This is a genomic window from Mesorhizobium sp. CO1-1-11 (assembly GCF_020164995.1).
Lineage (GTDB): Bacteria > Pseudomonadota > Alphaproteobacteria > Rhizobiales > Rhizobiaceae > Mesorhizobium > Mesorhizobium australicum.
Map to the genome: position 1 here is coordinate 127,595 of NZ_JAIUHE010000003.1, position 18,752 is coordinate 146,346.

The 18,752-nt window shown below is 64.4% G+C and carries 18 protein-coding genes and 1 pseudogene; 10 read left to right on the top strand and 9 right to left on the bottom strand.

Features of this window, described 5'->3' with window-relative positions; genetic code table 11:
* Positions 1–37 precede the first annotated feature (37 nt).
* From LB554_RS04510 to LB554_RS04530, 5 genes are all read right to left on the bottom strand, one after another.
* Positions 38–967: a heme-dependent oxidative N-demethylase family protein gene (locus tag LB554_RS04510; RefSeq protein ID WP_224583311.1), complete on the bottom strand. Its 930-nt coding sequence runs from the start codon at positions 965–967 to the stop codon at positions 38–40.
* Positions 968–985: 18 nt separating this feature from the next.
* On the bottom strand, positions 986–1,648 hold the full coding sequence (locus LB554_RS04515; protein WP_224583313.1) for an aminotransferase class IV family protein: 663 nt from the start codon (positions 1,646–1,648) through the stop codon (positions 986–988).
* The gene (locus LB554_RS04520; RefSeq protein WP_411909931.1) at positions 1,597–2,751 is read right to left on the bottom strand and encodes an aminodeoxychorismate synthase component I; all 1,155 of its coding nucleotides are present in this window, start codon (positions 2,749–2,751) and stop codon (positions 1,597–1,599) included. The genes LB554_RS04515 and LB554_RS04520 overlap by 52 nt, the downstream gene beginning before the upstream one ends.
* A 162-nt stretch (positions 2,752–2,913) precedes the next feature.
* Positions 2,914–3,693: an NADH dehydrogenase gene (locus LB554_RS04525; RefSeq protein WP_015315852.1), complete on the bottom strand. Its 780-nt coding sequence runs from the start codon at positions 3,691–3,693 to the stop codon at positions 2,914–2,916.
* A gap of 357 nt (positions 3,694–4,050) precedes the next feature.
* Positions 4,051–5,889: a M3 family oligoendopeptidase gene (locus LB554_RS04530; RefSeq protein WP_224583315.1), complete on the bottom strand. Its 1,839-nt coding sequence runs from the start codon at positions 5,887–5,889 to the stop codon at positions 4,051–4,053.
* A gap of 191 nt (positions 5,890–6,080) precedes the next feature.
* On the opposite strand from LB554_RS04530, the gene LB554_RS04535 reads away from it, so the two are divergent.
* The 3 genes from LB554_RS04535 to LB554_RS04545 all read left to right on the top strand — a co-directional run bounded on the left by LB554_RS04535 (position 6,081) and on the right by LB554_RS04545 (position 10,201).
* Positions 6,081–7,622 (top strand): sigma-54-dependent transcriptional regulator, encoded by a 1,542-nt coding sequence (locus tag LB554_RS04535; RefSeq protein ID WP_140721383.1) that lies wholly within the window; start codon positions 6,081–6,083, stop codon positions 7,620–7,622.
* Positions 7,623–7,990: 368 nt separating this feature from the next.
* Positions 7,991–9,826, top strand: coding sequence for a DUF882 domain-containing protein (locus LB554_RS04540; protein WP_263485724.1), 1,836 nt, complete (start codon positions 7,991–7,993; stop codon positions 9,824–9,826).
* Positions 9,827–10,006: 180 nt separating this feature from the next.
* The gene (locus tag LB554_RS04545; RefSeq protein WP_140721389.1) at positions 10,007–10,201 is read left to right on the top strand and encodes a hypothetical protein; all 195 of its coding nucleotides are present in this window, start codon (positions 10,007–10,009) and stop codon (positions 10,199–10,201) included.
* Positions 10,202–10,278: 77 nt separating this feature from the next.
* On the opposite strand, the gene LB554_RS04550 is transcribed toward LB554_RS04545, so the two are convergent.
* The gene (locus LB554_RS04550) at positions 10,279–10,917 is read right to left on the bottom strand and encodes a 2-dehydro-3-deoxy-phosphogluconate aldolase (protein ID WP_140619401.1); all 639 of its coding nucleotides are present in this window, start codon (positions 10,915–10,917) and stop codon (positions 10,279–10,281) included.
* A 201-nt stretch (positions 10,918–11,118) separates the two neighbouring features.
* Here LB554_RS04550 and LB554_RS04555 point away from each other — a divergent pair, with 201 nt between their 5' ends.
* Complete coding sequence (locus LB554_RS04555; protein ID WP_015315859.1) at positions 11,119–12,051, top strand: rhodanese-related sulfurtransferase; 933 nt, start codon at positions 11,119–11,121, stop codon at positions 12,049–12,051.
* A gap of 117 nt (positions 12,052–12,168) precedes the next feature.
* Positions 12,169–12,905, top strand: a pseudogene (locus tag LB554_RS04560) (tellurite resistance TerB family protein).
* 40 nt (positions 12,906–12,945) lie between these two features.
* Here the strand turns inward: LB554_RS04560 and LB554_RS04565 are convergent.
* Entirely contained in the window at positions 12,946–13,200 is a 255-nt protein-coding gene (locus LB554_RS04565) for a hypothetical protein (protein WP_140619405.1), read from the bottom strand.
* Positions 13,201–13,205: 5 nt separating this feature from the next.
* Here LB554_RS04565 and LB554_RS04570 point away from each other — a divergent pair, with 5 nt between their 5' ends.
* The gene (locus tag LB554_RS04570; RefSeq protein WP_224583319.1) at positions 13,206–13,961 is read left to right on the top strand and encodes an SDR family oxidoreductase; all 756 of its coding nucleotides are present in this window, start codon (positions 13,206–13,208) and stop codon (positions 13,959–13,961) included.
* 33 nt (positions 13,962–13,994) lie between these two features.
* Here the strand turns inward: LB554_RS04570 and LB554_RS04575 are convergent, their stop codons facing one another.
* Complete coding sequence (locus LB554_RS04575) at positions 13,995–14,369, bottom strand: YciI family protein (protein ID WP_224583321.1); 375 nt, start codon at positions 14,367–14,369, stop codon at positions 13,995–13,997.
* A 147-nt stretch (positions 14,370–14,516) separates the two neighbouring features.
* Positions 14,517–15,701 (bottom strand): pyridoxal phosphate-dependent aminotransferase, encoded by a 1,185-nt coding sequence (locus tag LB554_RS04580; RefSeq protein ID WP_224583323.1) that lies wholly within the window; start codon positions 15,699–15,701, stop codon positions 14,517–14,519.
* An 83-nt stretch (positions 15,702–15,784) separates the two neighbouring features.
* Between LB554_RS04580 and LB554_RS04585 the strand changes: the two genes are divergently transcribed.
* From LB554_RS04585 to denD, 4 genes are all read left to right on the top strand, one after another.
* Positions 15,785–16,471, top strand: a complete 687-nt coding sequence (locus tag LB554_RS04585; protein WP_224583325.1) for a GNAT family N-acetyltransferase — start codon at positions 15,785–15,787, stop codon at positions 16,469–16,471.
* Positions 16,472–16,485: 14 nt separating this feature from the next.
* Complete coding sequence (locus tag LB554_RS04590) at positions 16,486–17,454, top strand: cation diffusion facilitator family transporter (protein ID WP_140823131.1); 969 nt, start codon at positions 16,486–16,488, stop codon at positions 17,452–17,454.
* Positions 17,455–17,543: 89 nt separating this feature from the next.
* Positions 17,544–17,753, top strand: a complete 210-nt coding sequence (locus tag LB554_RS04595) for a hypothetical protein (RefSeq protein WP_140661799.1) — start codon at positions 17,544–17,546, stop codon at positions 17,751–17,753.
* Positions 17,754–17,765: 12 nt separating this feature from the next.
* Positions 17,766–18,746 carry a D-erythronate dehydrogenase gene (gene denD / locus LB554_RS04600; RefSeq protein ID WP_224583327.1) on the top strand — a complete coding sequence of 327 codons (981 nt, stop codon included), beginning with the start codon at positions 17,766–17,768 and terminating at the stop codon, positions 18,744–18,746.
* Positions 18,747–18,752 lie beyond the last annotated feature (6 nt).

An 18,752-nucleotide genomic window follows, 5' to 3' on the forward strand; every position in this document is an offset into this window, starting at 1 on the left:
TCATTGTCACAAACCAGCGAAAAGCGCCAACCAGCGACTACGCGTCCTTGGCCATTTGGTTAAGGACAGCGATCAGCCGATCGCGATCCGATGTCAGGCCCTTGTAGTCGAGCTGGGCGACATCGAGTGCTTCGAGCTGCGCGGCAAAGGACGCTGCCAGCGTCGCCCGGTCCGGGTGCCGCGCCAGCACAGCGAGCGGGTCGAGATGGATGCGGATGGTGAACAGGATGTCGCGTGAGGCGGGCAGTTTGCGCAGCGTCTGGCGCTCGACCCGGATGAAGGCGTGCGTCTTCACGTCACCGTCGGGGAAACGCGTCGGCCGGCTGGTGGCGCGGTCGATGCGCTCGATATTGGACAGCGGATGGTAGAGTGCATCGCCTGATTGGATCGACCAATTGTAACGTTCGACGGCCTGGCCCTGCAGGCCATCGAACATCCGGTTGATCAGATCGGCCGGCCTTGTGCCTGGGCCGAAGCCCGGCACCGGCTCGTGGATCTGCTGCAGCGGCTTGCCGAATTTTTCGACAAGCGACCAGGACGAGGGAAAGCACAGCGAACCCGCGGCGAGCCGCCAGCCGTCTTCGCCCCGCCGCATGAGGATCAGGTCTTCCTGGACCAGCAGCGAGGCCGCGACGAGGGGGGCGCCGGCGAGTCTGGAGGGGATCGTGGGACGGCTCGTCGCACCCACGACCGCAACGCCCGCATCGCTGCGCCGGTGGGTGTCGGGAAATCTTTCCGGCAGGTAAGCGCCGAGCAGTTCGAGCACTTCCTGCTGGGCGTCAAGCGTACCGTCCTGCTCGACGAAGACGCGTTCAGGGATTTCGGCATAGAGCCGGCGCTTTTTAGCGAGGTAGGGCAGCAAATGGCCGTCTACCTCGATCCAGTTCGCGGGGTCGAGCGGCTTCAGCCCGATGGTGAAGAGTTTCGACGAGCCGTCATACGGCGTGTGGGCGGGTAGGGACGTCATGCCTCAGATCAGTTGACTTCAGATTAGTTTGGCCGGGATCAGCCCGCGCAGCGAATTGCCGACGAACAGCGCCTTGGCGGATTTCAGGTCATTCAAGCTGTAGATCGCTTCACCGGCGCGGCCTTCATCCAGAAGCGCGCCGCGCAGTACGCCAGGCAGCAGGCCGCAATCGAGCCGGGGCGTTGCCAGCACGCCGTCGCCGAAATCGGCGAAGACATTGGTGATCGTGCCTTCGCAAATCTCGCCGCGCTCATTGGCCAGCAGCACCTCATCGGCCTGGGTGACGAGGTATTCGGAGCGGGCATGGGTGTAGGGCTGCCGCCGGCTGGTCTTGTGGCGCAGCAGCGTGTTGCTCGAATCGAGCCTCGTCCGCGCCAGCCGCAGTGCCCACACCTTGTCGGCGGCAAGCGGTTCATAGGGCTGCGCCGAGGCGTTGGCCCGGCCATTGCGCGACAGGGCGAGCCGCGTGCGCATGGCGACGGGCGATCGATCGACCGCGTCGCTCAGGGCCTCGCCAACCCTTTGCGGATCATAGCTGAAGCCCAGTTCCGCCGCCGAGCCATAAAGGCGCGCAAGATGGCGATCGAGGCGCAGGAAGCCCGAGGCGGGCTCCCAGCGCATGGTCTCGATCAGCTCGAAACCGGCGGTGTCCCCGTCGCGAAACGGGCTTTGAGCAGACACTCCTGGTACTCCTCTTCCGCGACCGAATCGAAGACGATGCCGCCGCCGACATTGTAGACGGCCTCGCCGCTGGCAAAGAGCGAGATGGTGCGGATCGCCACGGAAAAGCGCATCGTGCCGCCGGGCGCGATCCAGCCAATGGCGCCGCAATAGACATCGCGCGGCGTGGCCTCCAGATCGTGCAGGATCTCCATGGCGCGAATCTTCGGCGCGCCGGTGATCGAGCCGCAGGGAAACAGCGCCGCGAATACCTGTCGTATCGAGAGGCCGGGCAGCAGCTTGGCCCTGACGTCGCTCACCATCTGGTGCACGGTCGGGTAGGTCTCGATGCGGAACAGTTCCGGCACCTCCAGCGTGCCGACCTCGCTGATCAGCGATATGTCGTTGCGCAGGAGGTCGACGATCATCCGGTTCTCGGCCTGGTTCTTCTCGTCATTGCGCAGGAAATTCTTCTGCCGCTCGTCCTCGTCCCCGGTTGCGCCGCGCGGTGCGGTACCCTTCATCGGATGCGTCTCGATCATCCCCGCTGCATCGATCTCGAAGAACAGTTCGGGCGAGCGCGACAGGACGATCGGGTCGCCCAGCGCGATCAGGGCGCCATATTTCACGGGCTGGCGTTCGGTCAGCGCGTCGAAGGCGGCGAGCGGATCGCCGGACCATTGCGCGTGCACCGGAAAGGTCAGGTTGCCCTGGTAGCAATCGCCTTGCCTGATGTGCCGATGCAACCGCGAGAACCGCTTCTCGTAGTCCTCGAACGACCACGTTGCCCTTGCGTCGAAGATCGGGCCGTTGGTCGGCGTGCCTGGCGGCGGCACCGCTTCTTCATCAGGAGCATCGAAGACCCCGAGGCAGACCAGCGGGGCCCGGCGCCGGCCCGGCAGCAAGGGAACGAGTTTCGGTTCGAGCAGGTAACCGGCCTCGTAGGAGAAATAGCCGGCCAGCCATTTGCCGGCATCGTGCGCGGCCTGCGCCGCTTGCAACGCCGCCGGGAAGTCTTTGGGCTCATGCGCAACGATGACATCGGCCGGCCGCTTGAAAACGAGCTGGCGCGCGCTTTCGTCGTTGCGGAAAATTGCTGCGGGCAGGGACATGGGAACCGGGATCGATGGAGCTGACGATCGCTCTATATAGGGGGCCGGGCGCGCGCAATCGAGGGAACGGCACCCTGTCCCTCAAAGCCGACCTTTGCCGGATCGAACCTTGCCGACAAAAGAAAGCGGCGGCGTCCTTGGCGCCGCCGGTCGCATGGCCTCTGTATCCGTCGTTCAGGTATTGCTGGCGGTGCCGGCCGTCGGAAACTGCTTGGCGAATTCGGCCTCATTGCCAGCGGCGAGCAGCTTGGCCTGCTCGATCCAGCGTTCGCGCGCGATGCGGCCGTCGAAGTTCATCACCTCCTCGATCCGCTTGATGTCGGCTGGTGTCCAGCCGGCGATCTGGGCGTATGTGGTGACGCCTTGCGCCTTGAGCAGCTTTTCGTTGACTGGGCCGATGCCGATCAACCGGCGCAGATTGTCGGGCTTGCCCGACGCCGGCTTGGCCGCTGCCGGTGCGGTCTTCTTTGCAGCGGGTGCTGCCTTGGGCACGGTCGAAGTCTTCGCCGGAGCCTTGGTCGTCGGAGCCTTGCTCTGCGAAGCCATGGCTGCCGGTGCCGAAGCAGTTGCGAGTTTGGCGGCCGCGGGCTTCGGTGCTGCCTTTGCCGGGGCCGCCTTCGCGGCGGCTGGCTTGGCTGCCGCCGCACCGGATTTTGCAACGGCTGGCGTCGACATCAGGGCTGCCGGTGGCTGACTTGACGCCTTTGCTCCGCCGGTGCCCGACGAGGCCTGGGCCTCGCGCAGCTGACGCTCGAGGTCGGAGCGGCTCTTGCCGCATGCACTGAGTTCGCCGGTCAGGCGGTCGCTGTCGGCGCGCAGCTTGTCGCGCTCGCTGCGGGTGCGATCGAGGTCGCCGCGAAGACTGTCGAGCTCACCGCGCAGGCGCCCCCAGATGAACCAGCCGACCAACACGCCTACCAACAACGCCAGGACCACGTAGAAAAAAGTGCCCATTGTCTCTCTCCAGTCAGATCCGTCTGCCGTGGGTCATGGCCTTCGGCGCAGGACTACTCGATGATGGTTCCGCGGTTCGCGGAACAGCCGGCTTCGGTCAAGCTGTCGGCGATCGGCTTTGCCTGCCCATGGCCAACGGCCGTTGTCGCGTTCGCCTGATCGCCACGGCCGGCTGAGATTTCCCTCGCCGATCCGCATGCGCTCCGGCTGAGCTTAAACGGAAAGCTACCATAGAGCTTGCGGAAAGCTATGGGAAAACGTCGATGTAGAGTTCTTCAAGAACAAATATTTAGGGCAAGAAAAGCGCGACCCGAACATGCATTCCGGCTAAACTGTTCTTGCCGGGCGAGAGGCGTCTCAATCGTCGAGCGTTTCCAGTTCGTCAATCAGGCCGCCGATGACGCCGAGCCCGATCTGCCAGAAGGCCGGATCGGTGGCGTCGAGGCCGAAGGGTGCCAGAAGCTGCGAATGATGCTTGGTGCCGCCGGCACGCAGCATCTCGAAATATTTGTCCTGAAAGCCGCGTTCGGCATTCTGGTAGACGGCATAGAGCGAGTTCACCAGGCAGTCGCCGAACGCATAGGCATAGACGTAGAAGGGCGAGTGGATGAAGTGCGGAATGTAGGTCCAGAACACCTCGTAGCCCTCGCGCAACTTGATCGCCGGTCCGAGGCTTTCGGCCTGCACCTCCAGCCAGAACTCGCCCAGCCTGTCGGATGTCAATTCGCCGTTGCGACGCTCGGCATGCACCTTGCGCTCGAATTCATAGAAGGCGACCTGGCGCACCACGGTGTTGATCATGTCCTCGACCTTCTGGGCGAGCATGGCTTTGCGCTCGCGCCGGTCGGTGGTCCGCTCGAGCAGCGAGCGGAAGGTCAGCATCTCGCCGAAGACGGATGCCGTCTCGGCCAGCGTCAGCGGCGTCGAGGCCATCAGCGCGCCCTGGCCGGCGGCCAGCACCTGATGCACGCCGTGCCCAAGTTCATGCGCCAGCGTCATCACGTCGCGCGGCTTGCCCATGTAGTTGAGCAGCACATAGGGGTGAGCCGAGGGTACGGTCGGATGTGCGAAGGCACCCGGCGACTTGCCCGGACGCACCGGCGCGTCGATCCAGTTGCGGTCGAAGAAGGTGCGCGCGATCTCGGCCATCTCGGGCGAGAAGCGGTGATAGGCCGACAGGACCGTGTTCCTGGCCTCATCCCAGCCGATCACCGCCTGCGGCGTCTCCGGCAAGGGCGCGTTGCGGTCCCAGTGGTTCATCACCTCCATGCCGAGCCAGCGCGCCTTCATCGCATAATAGCGGTGCGACAGGCGCGGATAGGCCTCGCGCACGGCGGTGGCGAGCGCATCGACCACGCCGCGTTCGACGCGGTTGGCGAGGTGGCGTGAATCGGCAATGTCCTCGAAGCCGCGCCAGCGGTCCGAAATTTCCTTGTCCTTGGCAAGCGTGTTGGTGATCAGCGTAAAGGTGCGCAGGTTCTTGCGGAAGGTCGTGGCCAACGCCTCCGAGGCGCGGCGGCGGACCTCGCCGTCGGCATCCTGCAAGCGATTGAGGGCCGGCTCCAGCGTCAGTTCCTCGCCGTCGATATCGAAGCGAAGATCGGTCATCGTCTCGTCGAACAGGCGGTTCCAGGCGCCGCGCCCGGTTATCGATTTCTCGTGGAAAAGCTGCTCGACACGGTCCTCGAGCTGATAGGGCTTGTCCATTCTGAGATCGAGCACCCACGGGCGGTAATGCCCGAAGGCGGGATCGGCGGCCAGCGCGCCCTCGATCGCCGCATCGTCGATCAGGTTCAGCTCGAGCGCGAAGAACAACAGATGCGCGCTGGCGTCGGTCATCTTCTCCTGGATGTCGCCATAGAGCTTGGCGCGCTGCGGATCGGCGGTGTTGCCGGCATAGACAAGGCCGGCATAGGAGACGATGCGGCCGATCAGTTCCTCGAGCGCCTCGTATGCGGCCAGTGCCTCGCCCAGCCTGCCGGTAGTTCCGCGCCCGGCCTCGGCGGCGAGCGTGCCTTTCCAGCGGGCCTCGAATGCGACGGCGTCGGCCGCCGCCTTGGCAATGTCACGCTTCAGTTCCGGCGCGTCCATGCCGGCATAAAGGTCGGCGAGGTTCCATTCCGGCAGATCGCCAAGCCCGGCAGCGCCCTGACCGGACGCTGGCGCTGCAATCCGCCGATCAAACATCATGCGCATCGAGATACCTTCTTTGAATCAAATGGCCTGAGTTGAATCACGTGGCCGCAATCACGGAGCCGGACTCAACGGGAATGGAGAAGCCGGTCAAATCCTAAGGAATTCGTTCACCGGGTTTTTTGAAACCTTATTTAGAACCCTGTGCCAAGATGATCCATGGGGTTTTCGGGCGCGGGCGAAGCAAGACAGTCATGACAGGTTCCATACTCATAGTCGATGACGATCCCGTGCAGCGCCGGCTGCTCGAGGCCGCGGTGACGCGGTTCGGCCATACCGCGATCGTTGTGGATGGCGGTACCGCCGGCCTCGAAGTTCTCGACGGGCCTGGCGCCCGCGATGTCTCGGTCGTGATCCTCGACCTGGTCATGCCCGGTCTCGACGGCATCGGCGTGCTGAAGGCGATGCGCGAGCGCGACATCAGCGTGCCGGTCATCGTGCAGACCGCGCAGGGCGGCATCGAGACCGTGGTTTCGGCGATGCGCCACGGCGCTTTCGATTTCGTCGTCAAGCCGGCTTCGCCCGACAGGCTGCAGGCCTCGATCTCCAATGCGCTCAAGGTCGAGGCGGTAGAGGGCGAGGTCAAGCGCACGTCGCGCAAACGCGGCGGGCTGCTGACCTTCAGGGACATGATCACCCATAGTCCGGCCATGGACCGGGTGATACGTCTCGGCCAGAAAGCGGCGGCCTCTCACATCCCGATCCTGATCGAGGGCGAGTCGGGCGTCGGCAAGGAACTGGTGGCACGTGCCATCCAGGGCAGCGGCGACCGCCGCTCGAAACCCTTCGTCACCGTCAATTGCGGCGCCATTCCCGACAATCTGGTGGAATCCATCCTGTTCGGCCATGAGAAAGGCTCGTTCACCGGCGCCACCGACAAGCACACCGGCAAATTCGTCGAGGCGCATTCCGGCACGCTGTTCCTCGACGAGATCGGCGACCTGCCGCTCGACGTCCAGGTCAAGCTGCTGCGCGCCGTCCAGGAAGGCGAGGTCGATCCGGTCGGCGGCCGCTCGACCGTCAAGGTCGACATCCGGCTGATTTCGGCGACGCACCGCAACCTCCTGCAACAGGTCAAGGACGGCAAATTCCGCGAGGATCTGTTCTACCGGCTGAACGTCTACCCGATCTTCGTGCCGCCGCTGCGCGACCGCCGCGACGACATTCCTCATCTGGTCACGCATTTCATGGAGAAGGTGGCGCCGGCCGACCCGCGCCATCGGCTGAAAGGCATTTCGGCGGCAGCACTTGCGGTGCTGCAGGCTTATGACTGGCCCGGCAACATCCGGCAGCTCGAAAACGCCGTCTTCCGCGCCTCGGTGCTGTGCGAAGGTGATGTGTTGACCGCCGATGACTTCCCGCAGATCCGCGCGCAGGTGGAAGGCACCGTCAATCTCGACGCGGACGACACGTTGGAAGCAAGCAGCGTTGCGCCGCCGCCGTCGCTGGAGCCGCGCGACGAGGACGTCGTGCCCGACGAGACCGCTCCGGCGGCTGTGCTGCCGGCCGGGGTCCAGGCCCGCTTCGGTACGCTGCGGGCGCTCGACGAGCGCGGCAATGTGCGTGCGCTGGCCGATGTCGAACTCGAAATGATCAAGCTCGCCATCGATCACTACAATGGCCAGATGAGCGAGGTCGCCCGCCGGCTCGGCATCGGTCGCTCGACGCTTTACCGCAAGCTCAAGGAATATGGCATCGACCCGGAAACCGGCCGCGTCGACAGGCTCGCTTCCTGAGCCGCAAGGCAGGCACCAGTTTCCCTCGTCATTATATGGTTCGACAGAGCGCCGTCGCCGGATAATGGCGGCGCTCGACGGGGTATTGTTCACGCATTGAGGCCGACGGTAACAGATCGTGTTCGGCCCAAGCCGGAATCCTGATCTAAACCAGCGGTTTACCAAGAAACCTTGCGGACAATTTTTGACGGGATATCGCCATGGTCTTACCGCATTTTGGCTTCAATAAGCGATGATTAACCATTAGGATCGATATTCGGATGTGAAAACGACACGTCCGTTTGGGCAAATCCGGGGACAAACGGCAGCCTGCAAGGCCTTTTGATTTGAACAGAATCGAACGACTCACAAACGGGCGGCACTATCATTTGAGCGTCTGGCCGAGATGGTTGGCGGCGGTGATTGTCGCATTTGGTTTTGTTGCCGCGGCCGCCACGGGCGCCCAGGCCGAAGTTCGTTCGCTGAAGCTCTACCATCTTCACACGCATGAGAAGGCGGAGATCGTCTACAAGCGCAACGGTCGCTACGTTCCCGAAGGCCTGAGGAAGATCAACATCATTTTGCGCGACTGGCGTCGCAACGAGCCGACCAAGATGGACCCGCGTCTGCTGGATCTGGTCTGGGAGGCGTATCGGGAAAGTGGCGCCACCGATTATATCCAGGTCGTCTGCGGCTACCGTTCGCCGTCCACTAATTCGATGCTGCGCAGCCGCAGCCGCGGTGTCGCAGAGAAGAGCCAGCATATGCTTGGCAAGGCGATGGATTTCTACATTCCCGGCGTACCGCTGAAGAAGCTGCGCAACATCGGCCTCAAGATGCAGGGCGGTGGCGTCGGCTATTACCCGACCTCCGGTTCGCCATTCGTCCATATGGATGTTGGCAATGTGCGCCACTGGCCCGGCATCAGCCGCCAGGAACTGGTCAGCCTGTTCCCCAATGGCAAGACGCTGCATGTGCCGAGCGATGGCCGGCCGCTGCCCGGCTATGAACAGGCGCTGGCCTCCTACAAGTCGCGCAAGGGTTCGGGCACACCGAATATCGAAGTGGCCAGCGCCGGCGGCAGCGGCAAGAAATCCGGCGGGTTCCTCGCTGCCTTCTTCGGCGGCGGTGGCGATGACGAGGCCGACGACAGCGCAGACGTCGAGACCGCTTCGGCCGCACCCGCGCCCAAGGCTAGAAATCTGAAGCCGGCCGCGACAGCCAAGAGCGGCAACCTGCCTGGCATTGCCATCGTGGCCCCCGAGAATGCCCAGCGCGCCGACATTCCGCAGATTGCCGACGAGCAGGCTCCGGAACCGGAGAAGGACACGCCGGAGACAATCATCGCGGCGCTGCCGGCCAAGGAAATCCCGCTGCCCGATTTCGCGCCTCGGCCGAAGGCCGATGTCGGCGCACAGACGCCTGAAAACGTTCCCTTCGCCACGGCGGATGCGACGACCACCACGGAACAGGCCGTGGCGACCGCGCAGGCGCCGGCGAACATGCCTTTCGGCAAGGCCGATCCGGCGCTGGCAGCGGCAGCCGATCCGGCGCAGGTCGCGGTCAACAATATCCCCTTGCCGACATGGCGTCCCGAACGCACGCTGCCGGCGGATCTCGCGCCGCCGCCCAGCAAGGACGTGCTGATGGCGCTGGCCGAAACGGCTGACCAGGGCAAGACCGCGACGGATGCGTTCTCCGTGCTGCCGACGGCGCGTCCCGAGCCGGCCAAGCCGGATGCCGTCAAGGCCGTGCTCGACGAGGCCAATGCCAAGGCCGGCACGGCCGACGAATATCAGCTCGCCTCGCTGGCCGTGGAACCGCGTTCAGCCTTCAACGATCCGTCCGGCGTCGATGCGGCATCGCCGCGCCAGGCTGTTGCCGGCCGGCCGGCCGGTTCGGATCCGGCCGCCGCGATCGGCGCCGGTGTGAAGACGACCCGCAAGGAGGCCAGGGCCACCGCCCGCGATCAGAAGCCTGGCCCCAGGGCCGTAGTGGTTGCCGCAGCGCCGCAGGCCGCCCGCTGGGCACTGACCAGCGGCGAGAACGTCGCCACCGTTTCGAGTGCGACGACTGCGCCGGGTTACGCCTACAACATCGTGCATACGCCGCCGAGCGAGGTCTATACGGCCGGCTTCCAGCAGGACAATCAGGTGGCCGACGCCAATCGCTTTACCGGCAACGCCGTCAAGTTCCTGTCTGTCGCCCGCTTCCAGACGAAGTAACGAACAGGCCGCAGTATGCCGAGGCCGCGCCGGGCGATCCGCGCGGCTTCTTGCTGTCCCAGGGTGCGATGCATGCGGTCTCCGATCCCTGAGGATCACGCGCGGCTGAACTTCTCGTGAAGCGGGAACGGCCCACTCATTTCCGGTTTAGTGTGGGTACGCTCCAACCCGAGGATATTCATGAAAAAGATTCTACTGGCATCAGTTATGGCGCTGGCGGCAGCATCGGCCGCGATCGCGCCATCACAGGCGGAGACCGTTGTCGTCAAGACCGACAATCATATGCACATGATGAAGAAGCACTGCCGCACCAGGGTGGTGACGCACTGGCGGCACCATCACAAGGTGACGGAGACGGTCAAGGTCTGCAACTGATCGCAGTCTGGACTAGCCAGTCAAAAAGGCCCGGTCGACGCTCGTCGGCCGGGTTTTTCATGCCGTGCGGAAAGACGCTATTTCCCGAGTTCGCTGGCAGCGCGTGCGAGCGCTTCGATCTGATCCCACTTGCCGGCCTTGACCATGTCGTCGGGCGCCACCCATGAGCCGCCGACGCAGATGACATTGGACAGGCTGAGATAATCGGCCGCGTTCTTGCCGGTGATGCCGCCGGTCGGGCAGAACTTGACGTCCGCCAGCGGCGAGGCAAAAGCCTTGAGCGAAGCGATGCCGCCGGACTGTTCGGCCGGGAAGAATTTCAGGAAGCGCAGGCCGGCTTCGCGCGCGGCCATGATCTCGCCGGGCGTGATGGCGCCGGGCAGCAGCGGAACCTCGCTGTCGGAGGCGGCAGCCAGAAGCTCGCGGGTGATGCCGGGGCTGACGATGAAGCGCGAACCGGCCGCGGCCGCTTCGTCGAACTGGCTGGCATCCAGAACGGTGCCGGCGCCGACGATGGCTTCCTCGACTTCGCCCGCCACGCGACGGATCGCTTCGAGCGCATCCGCGGTCCTCAGCGTGATCTCGATCGCCGGCAGACCGCCACGCGCCAGGGCACGGGCCAGCGGCACCGCATCGGCAACGTTGGCGATCTTCAACACCGGAATGACCGGCTGGCCATTGAGGAGCGACAGGAGGTTCTCGGTCTTGCTGGACATTCGGTCTCTCCTTGTCGGGGGCGTATCGAAGGGAATTTCAACCGATTAGCAGACAGGTATTGCCCTGTCCACGGAACCCATCGCGGCGCGATGTCACGCGTTGCCGCTCAGCTTAAAGGTTCTTTCCCGACAGGGCCATGACAGACGGATCGAACCCGTTTCACTTGAATCGGCTTCTACTAGCGTCTAGTTGCTCTGGCAATGACAACACTGCCCGCGCCATCCCAGCCAGCCCGCGTCGCCGCGCTCTACCGTTTTGCCCGGCTCGATGCTTTCGAAGCGTTGCGCGCTCCGCTTGCGGCCTTCTGCTGCGGGCGCGGCATCAAGGGCACGCTGCTCCTGGCGCATGAGGGCATCAACGGCACCGTCGCCGGCAGCGACGAAGCGATCGCCGCGCTGATCGAACACATCGAAGCGATCGACGGCCTGTCGGGTCTCGAGGTCAAGTACAGCAGTGCCGCGGCCATGCCTTTCCACCGCATGAAGGTGCGGCTGAAGCGCGAGATCGTCACCATGGGCGTCGAGACCATCGACCCGGCGGCAAGTGCGGGCACCTATGTGGAGGCGGGCGACTGGAATGCGCTGATCTCGCAAGCCGACACGATCGTCATCGATACGCGCAACGCCTATGAGGTCTCGATCGGCAGCTTCAAGGGCGCCGTCGACCCGGCGACGGCGAGCTTTCGCGAATTCCCGGCCTGGGTGGAAGCGCATCGGGCGGATCTCGAAGGACGCAAGGTGGCGATGTTCTGCACCGGCGGCATTCGCTGCGAAAAGGCGACCGCCTATGTGAAGTCACTCGGCTTCGAGGACGTGTTCCACCTCAAGGGGGGCATCCTCAAATACCTTGAGGAGGTTCCAGCGGAGCAGAGCCTGTGGCAAGGCGAGTGCTTCGTCTTCGACGAGCGGGTTTCGGTGTCGCACGGCCTCACCGAAGGTGATGCGGAGCTTTGCCGTGCCTGCCGCCATCCGCTGACGGCAAGCGAGCTGGCTTCGCCTCGATATGCCGCCGGCGTTTCTTGCCCGCATTGTTTTGACGCCCGCTCGGACGAAGACCGGAAGCGCTACGCGGAGCGGCAGCGACAGGTCGAGCTCGCGCAAGCGCGGGGCAGGGGACCGCACATCGGGTCCTGATCGAGGGCGCCGGGGCCGGGCAAACCGAGGCACTGTCATTGCAATGTCAAACTTCGGGACCTACGTCTTCGGCGTTCGAAACCTGCCCGTTCGGCTGGGCAAATCCTGGAGGCATCGATGTTCGATCCCAAGAAGCTTCTCGACGATCTGCTCGGCTCGCAAGTTCCCGGTGCCAGCGGCACGGTCCGCGACAAGGCCGGCCAGGCGGTGCAGATGGCCAAGGACAATCCGCTGGCCGCCGGTGCGCTGGCCGCCGTGCTGCTTGGGACCGGCGCCGGCCGGCAGGTGACGGGTGCCGCGGTGAAGCTCGGCGGACTGGCCGCCATCGGTGGTCTCGCCTACAAGGCCTACCAGAACTACAAGGCCGGCAACGCACCGGAACAGGTGCCCGCCGCCGGCGAGCCGGAATTGCTGCCGCCGCCCAAGGACACCGCCTTCCACCGTCGCAGGCGCCGCAAGGCGAGGATGAGTTCACGCTGACCTTGGTGCGGGCGATGATCTCGGCGGCCAAGGCCGACGGCCATGTCGACGACGAAGAGCGCCGGAAGATCGCCGGCAAGCTCAGCCTTGCCGGGATCGGCACCGATGCGGAAAAATTCCTGATGGCGGAGATGGAGAGCCCACTCGACCTCGACACGCTGGTGGCGGGTGCTCATACTGATGCGCAGAAGCTCGAACTCTACACGGCGTCGCGCCTCACGATCGACCCCGACACGCGCGCCGAGCGCGGTTACCTCGACCTGCTTGCCGGGCGGCTCGGCCTGCCGGACTCGCTGATCGACCATGTCGAGGCGACGGTTTCGGCGGCGAAAGTGCCCACGGCCGAGGGTACGCCACCCAATCCGCAGTGGTAACCCGGATTGGCACACAGGCCGTGGAGGCGTTAACCTTTCGTTAACTCAGGAAGCGCATGATTCTACACAGTCGGATCGGCTTTTCCTCCTCCCAAGCCCGGTTCAGATCAGGGCGGTCGCCAATGACCGCCCTTTTTGTCCGTCCTCGCCGGCTGCCCTCCAAATAAATGGGTTCACTTTTCGAGGCCATGTCCCAGTGGCCGCGCTTGCCATCGCTGCCATCATTTGCGATGCCTTCTCCACCCGAACCAAATTTGTAGATCAGGCGAGCACGCACATCGCTGCCGGAGGACATCAGCCATGACCGAGCAAAAGACCGCCATCGTCACCGGGGCCGGCACCGGGATCGGCAAGAGCGTAGCCACGGCATTGCTCAAGGCCGGCTGGAATACGGTGTTCTGCGGGCGCCGCAAGCCGGTGCTGGATGCCGCGATCGCCGAGATCGGGCCGACCGAGGCCAAGGCATTGGCGGTTGTCTGCGACATCAGCAAGGCCGGTGAGGTCGACGATCTGTTCGAGACCGTGGCGGAGGCTTTCGGGCGGGTCGATCTGCTCTTCAACAATGCAGGCATGGGCTACAAGTCGACGCCGATCGACGAGATCCCGGTCGAGGTCTGGAACGATATCGTCGGCGTCAACCTCACCGGATCTTTCTTGTGCGCGCGCGCGGCTTTCGGCGCCATGCGCAAGCAGAAGCCGATGGGCGGCCGCATCATCAACAATGGTTCGGTGTCGGCCTATGCGCCGCGCCCGGGCTCGGTGCCCTATACGGCGACCAAGCACGCCATCACCGGGCTGACCAAGACGCTGGCGCTCGATGGCCGCCCCTATGACATCGCCTGCGGACAGATCGACATCGGCAATGCATTGACCGACATGGCGCAGCCGATGACCGTCGGCGTGCCGCAGGCCAATGGCTCGATATCAGCCGAAGCGGTGATGGATGTCCAACGCGTCGCCGACGCGGTCTTGCACATGGCCAGCCTGCCGCTCGACGCCAACGTGCTGTTCATGACCGTGATGGCGACCAAGATGCCGTTCGTGGGGCGTGGGTGAGCAGCGGGCGCTGGCGGCGCTTTTGCCCGTGCCTCATTTTTCCGCCAGCGGCACGCCGGGCTTGAAGAGTAGAATGGGCCTGATCTCGTAAACGGCGGTCGGATTGACACGACGAAGATCGCGGGCGATCGCGATGGCGTCATCCCTGGTGACGCAGTCGACGACATAGAGGCCGAGCAATTGTTCCTTGGTCTCGGCGAAAGGGCCGTCGATGATCATGCCGTCGCCCGGGCCGCGCAGGGTGAAGGCATCCTGCGTCGCCCCCAGACGCGCCGACGGTCCAAGCGTGCCTTCCGCATGAAGCCTTGTGTTGATCTTCAGCAGGTCGGCCATCAGCGCCGCATCTTCCTGAGGAGTCAGCGCCTTGATCGCATCTTCCACGTGATAGGCAAGTATTGTATAGAACATGCGAGATTCCCCCATTGGTCCTGATACGGGAATTCGTAGCCGTTTTCGGTATGCCCGCACAGCCTTGGCTACGCGCCTCCGGACGGCTCATGACACCGTCATGGAATGCGGTGGCAAGCTATCCGGCTCGCGCGGCGACGCTGAGCCTCACTTGGCCAGAAACGCCCCGATCCGCTCCAGCGCGCGCAGGATGTTCTCCTCGGAATTGGCGTAGGAGAGCCTGATGTAGCCTTCGCCGAGAATGCCGAAATCGGGGCCGCCGATCAGCGCCACACCGGCCTCGTCGAGCAGGGCCGAGGCGAGATTCTTGGCCTTCCAGCCGGTCTTCGAGACATTGGGGAAGGCATAGAACGCGCCCTTGGGCGTGATGCAGGAGATGTTTGGCAGGGCATTCAGGCCCTCGACCACGATTTTCCGGCGGTTGTCGAAGGCGCGCATCATGGTGTCGACGTCATCCTGCGGGCCGTCGATCGCCGCGATGCCGGCGAACTGGCTTGGTGCGTTGACGCAGGACCAGCAATTGACCGCCAGCTTGCGCACCTTGTCGTAGAGGTGGGCGCCCTTGTCGCCGTTCGGCCAGATCGACCAGCCCATGCGCCAGCCGGTCATCGCCCAGGTCTTGGACCAGCCGTTGAGCACGATCAGCCGGTCACGGATCTCGGGAAAGCCAAGCAGCGAGCAATGCGTCTCGCCGTCATAAGTCATGACATCGTAGATTTCGTCGGAGAGAATGGCCACGTCTGGATGCTTCTCAAGCCCCTTGACCAGCTTCTCGATCTCGGCGCGCGGGGTGACGCCGCCGGTCGGGTTGGCCGGCGAGTTGAGGATCAAGAGCCTGGTCTTCGGCGTGATCAGCCCCAGCGTCTCTTCGGCCGAGAAGGCGAAGCCGTTCTCCTCGCGCATCGGCACCGGAATGGGGGTTGCACCGGTGAACTCGATCATCGAGCGGTAGATGGGAAAGCCGGGGTCGGGATAGAGGATCTCGGCGCCGGGCTCGCCGAACATCAGGATGGCGGCGAACATGGTTGGCTTGCCGCCGGGCAGGATCATCACCGCCTCCGGCGAGACCTCGACGCCGGTGGTCGTCAGCGTGCGCCGCACCACCGCCTCGCGGGTCGCCAGCAGGCCATTGGCCGGCGTGTAGCCATGGTGGCCGTCACGCAGCGCCTTGATCGCCGCCTCGACGATGTGCTGCGGCGTCTTGAAGTCGGGCTGGCCGATGCCGAGATTGACGATGTCGCGGCCCTGGCTCGCCAGCGCCGTTGCCCGCGCCAGCACGGCAAAAGCGTTTTCCTCGCCGAGACGGTCGAAGGCCGAAATCGTGTGGAGCATTTTTCCCGTCCCTGTGGTTCTTACTGTTGGCGAGCGTTTTTGTGAGCGTCCGCCCGCAAAAGTCAAACGGATTGGAGTTTTCGGTGTCGGAAAATATCAAAGACTGGCAGCCGCGCCCGCGCCCGGAGCGCAAGGTTCTAGAGGGCCGCTATGTCAGGCTCGAGCCATTGAGTGCCGCAACACATGGCGACGGCCTCTATGAAGCGTCGTCCGTGGCCGACGTCGACGGCCGCTTCGCGTGGCTGCCCGACTATCCGCCGGAAACCCGCGCCGCCTTCCAGCCCTGGCTGGACAAGGTGGAGGCGAGCGAGGATCCGCTGTTCTTCGCTATTGTCGACAAGGCAAGCGGCAAGGTCGCCGGCCGCCAGACGCTGATGCGCATCGATCCGACCCATGGCGTCATCGAGATCGGCAACATCTACTGGGGACCCCTCATCTCGCGCAAGCCGGCGGCGACGGAAGCGCAGTTCCTGTTCATGAAATACATCTTCGACGAACTCGGCTATCGCCGCTACGAATGGAAGTGCAACAACCGCAACGGGCCGTCGAAGCGCGCGGCGGAACGGTTCGGCTTCAAGTTCGAGGGTATTTTCCGCCAGCATCTCATCGTCAAGGGTGAAAACCGCGACACCGCGTGGTATTCGATCATCGACAAGGAATGGCCGGCTCTGCGCAAGGCTTATGAAGCCTGGCTCGATCCGGCCAACTTCGACGCCAATGGCCAGCAGAACCGCCGGCTCGAGGATTTTCGCGCGGAATTCGGCGCCTAACGGGAGTTTGCCATTTGGCGCATATCCACGATCACAGCGGGCACGATCACGGCGGTGGCCATGTGCACGGCTCGACGGACAAGAAGCGCGTGCTGATCGCGGCCTGCCTGACCGCCGGCTTCATGGTGGCCGAGGCGCTAGGCGGCCTGTTTACCGGGTCGCTGGCGCTGCTGGCCGATGCCGGCCACATGCTCGCCGACGCCATTGCGCTCGGCCTGGCCTGGTATGCCTTCCATCTGGCGGGCCGGCCGGCAACCGGCCAGCTCACCTACGGCTTCGGCCGCGTCAAGACGCTGGTGGCCTACACCAATGGCATCGCCATTTTCGTCATCGCGCTGTGGATCGTCTACGAAGCGTGGGATCGCCTGCTGACACCGGCGCCGGTGCTGGGCGGGCCGATGCTGGTGGTGGCGATCCTCGGCCTGCTGGTCAATATCGGCTCCTTCCTGGTGCTGCATGGCGGCGATCGAGACAACCTCAACATGCGCGGCGCCATCCTGCATGTGCTCGGCGACCTGCTCGGCTCGGCAGCCGCGATCGTCGCGGCGCTGGTCATCCTGGCGACCGGCTGGACGCCGATCGACCCGATCCTGTCCGTGCTGGTCTCGCTGCTGATCCTGTCCACCGCGTGGTCGCTGATGCGCGCCGCCGCCCACGTCCTGCTCGAAGGCGTGCCGCCGAGCCTCGATCGCGACCTGATCGCCGGGGACATTCAGGCAACGGTCCAGGGCGTGCGCGAGGTGCACCATATGCACATCTGGTCGCTCGACGGGTCGAGCAGCATGGCGACGCTGCATGCCTGCCTCAACGAGGGCGTCGATGCCCATCAGGCGGTCAGCGCCATCAAGAAGCGGCTTGCCAGCGAGCACGGCATCAGCCATGCCACCGTGGAACCGGAATTCGGCCGGTGCGCCGACGATGGCGACGACCATCATCACGAGCATGAGCACGATGCGGCCGCGCATCACGGCCACTATCACTAGGATCGATCGATGACCATTGATCGGACCTGCCTCAGGAGTCCTCCAGCTTTGCAACTCAGCTCGATGAACGACCGCCGTTCCGGTGCGGCATGATGGACCGTGACACGCGCAATGCGGCCATTGCGGCGGTCTGGATCATGCTTCTGTTCGGCATTACCGCTTTCTACCTGCCGACCGTGATGTTGGCACTCGGCAGTTATTCGACCGTGCTGGCGGGTATCTTCGGCACCGTCTTCGTGCTGGCGTTTTTCCTGGTGTTCTGGTTGCGCGCGCGCACCCAGCGCAAAAATCGGAAATAAGGGATATCGGACATGCGCATTCTGATCACTGGCGCCGCGGGCATGGTCGGCCGCAAACTCATCGCCCGGCTGGCCAAGGACGGCACGCTGCGCGGCGAGAAGATCACGGCGCTCGACCTCCACGACATCGTGCCGCCGCAGGCGCCAGCCATGGACGGCGTCAGCGTCGCGCTGCACACGGGTGACCTTGCCGTAGCAGGCGCCGCGGAAAGCCTGGTTGTGTCGCGCCCCGATGTCGTCTTCCACCTCGCCGGCATCGTGTCGGGTGAGGCGGAAGCGAATTTCGACCTCGGCTACCGCGTCAACCTCGACGGCACGCGTGCGCTGTTCGACGCCATCCGCCTGGCAGGGTTTGCGCCGCGCGTCGTCTTCACGTCGTCAATCGCCGTTTTCGGCGCGCCGTTCCCGGATGTCATACCGGACGAATTCCACCCGACGCCGCTGACCTCCTACGGCACGCAGAAGCAAATGAGCGAAGCGCTGCTGGCAGACTATTCCAGGCGCGGCTTCTTCGACGGCATCGGCATCCGGCTGCCGACGATCTGCGTGCGGCCCGGCAAGCCCAACAAGGCGGCGTCCGGCTTCTTCTCCGGTATCATTCGTGAACCCTTGAGCGGGCAGGAGGCGATCCTGCCGGTGCCGCGCTCGGTCGTGCACACCCATGCCAGCCCGCGCTCGGCGGTGAGTTTCCTGATCCATGGCGCGGAGATCGACAGCGCAGCCGTGGGACCGCGCCGCAACCTGACGATGCCGGGTGTCGCCGTCACCGTTGGCGAGCAGATCGAAGCGCTGGAACGGGTGGCTGGATCGCAGACGACAAGCCTGATCCGCGAGGTGCCCGACGAGACGATCTGGGCAATCGTCAAGGGCTGGCCGACCCGCTTCGAGGCGCGGCGGTCAAGGGAACTTGGCTTCAGTGCCGAAAAGAGTTTTGACGAGATCATCCGCGCGCATATCGAGGATGAGCTGGGCGGCAAGATTCCCGGTCAGTAGCGCACG

What these genes read in the sequence shown, in the direction of transcription:
- LB554_RS04570 (WP_224583319.1), top strand. Translation starts at nt 13,206, where the DNA reads ATGACCGAGCAAAAGACCGCCATCGTCACCGGGGCCGGCACCGGGATC.
- LB554_RS04575 (WP_224583321.1), bottom strand. Translation starts at nt 14,369, where the DNA reads ATGTTCTATACAATACTTGCCTATCACGTGGAAGATGCGATCAAGGCG.
- LB554_RS04555 (WP_015315859.1), top strand. Translation starts at nt 11,119, where the DNA reads ATGACAACACTGCCCGCGCCATCCCAGCCAGCCCGCGTCGCCGCGCTC.
- LB554_RS04530 (WP_224583315.1), bottom strand. Translation starts at nt 5,889, where the DNA reads ATGCGCATGATGTTTGATCGGCGGATTGCAGCGCCAGCGTCCGGTCAG.
- LB554_RS04545 (WP_140721389.1), top strand. Translation starts at nt 10,007, where the DNA reads ATGAAAAAGATTCTACTGGCATCAGTTATGGCGCTGGCGGCAGCATCG.
- denD (WP_224583327.1), top strand. Translation starts at nt 17,766, where the DNA reads ATGCGCATTCTGATCACTGGCGCCGCGGGCATGGTCGGCCGCAAACTC.
- LB554_RS04535 (WP_140721383.1), top strand. Translation starts at nt 6,081, where the DNA reads ATGACAGGTTCCATACTCATAGTCGATGACGATCCCGTGCAGCGCCGG.
- LB554_RS04525 (WP_015315852.1), bottom strand. Translation starts at nt 3,693, where the DNA reads ATGGGCACTTTTTTCTACGTGGTCCTGGCGTTGTTGGTAGGCGTGTTG.
- LB554_RS04565 (WP_140619405.1), bottom strand. Translation starts at nt 13,200, where the DNA reads ATGTCCTCCGGCAGCGATGTGCGTGCTCGCCTGATCTACAAATTTGGT.
- LB554_RS04550 (WP_140619401.1), bottom strand. Translation starts at nt 10,917, where the DNA reads ATGTCCAGCAAGACCGAGAACCTCCTGTCGCTCCTCAATGGCCAGCCG.
- LB554_RS04580 (WP_224583323.1), bottom strand. Translation starts at nt 15,701, where the DNA reads ATGCTCCACACGATTTCGGCCTTCGACCGTCTCGGCGAGGAAAACGCT.
- LB554_RS04595 (WP_140661799.1), top strand. Translation starts at nt 17,544, where the DNA reads ATGATGGACCGTGACACGCGCAATGCGGCCATTGCGGCGGTCTGGATC.
- LB554_RS04510 (WP_224583311.1), bottom strand. Translation starts at nt 967, where the DNA reads ATGACGTCCCTACCCGCCCACACGCCGTATGACGGCTCGTCGAAACTC.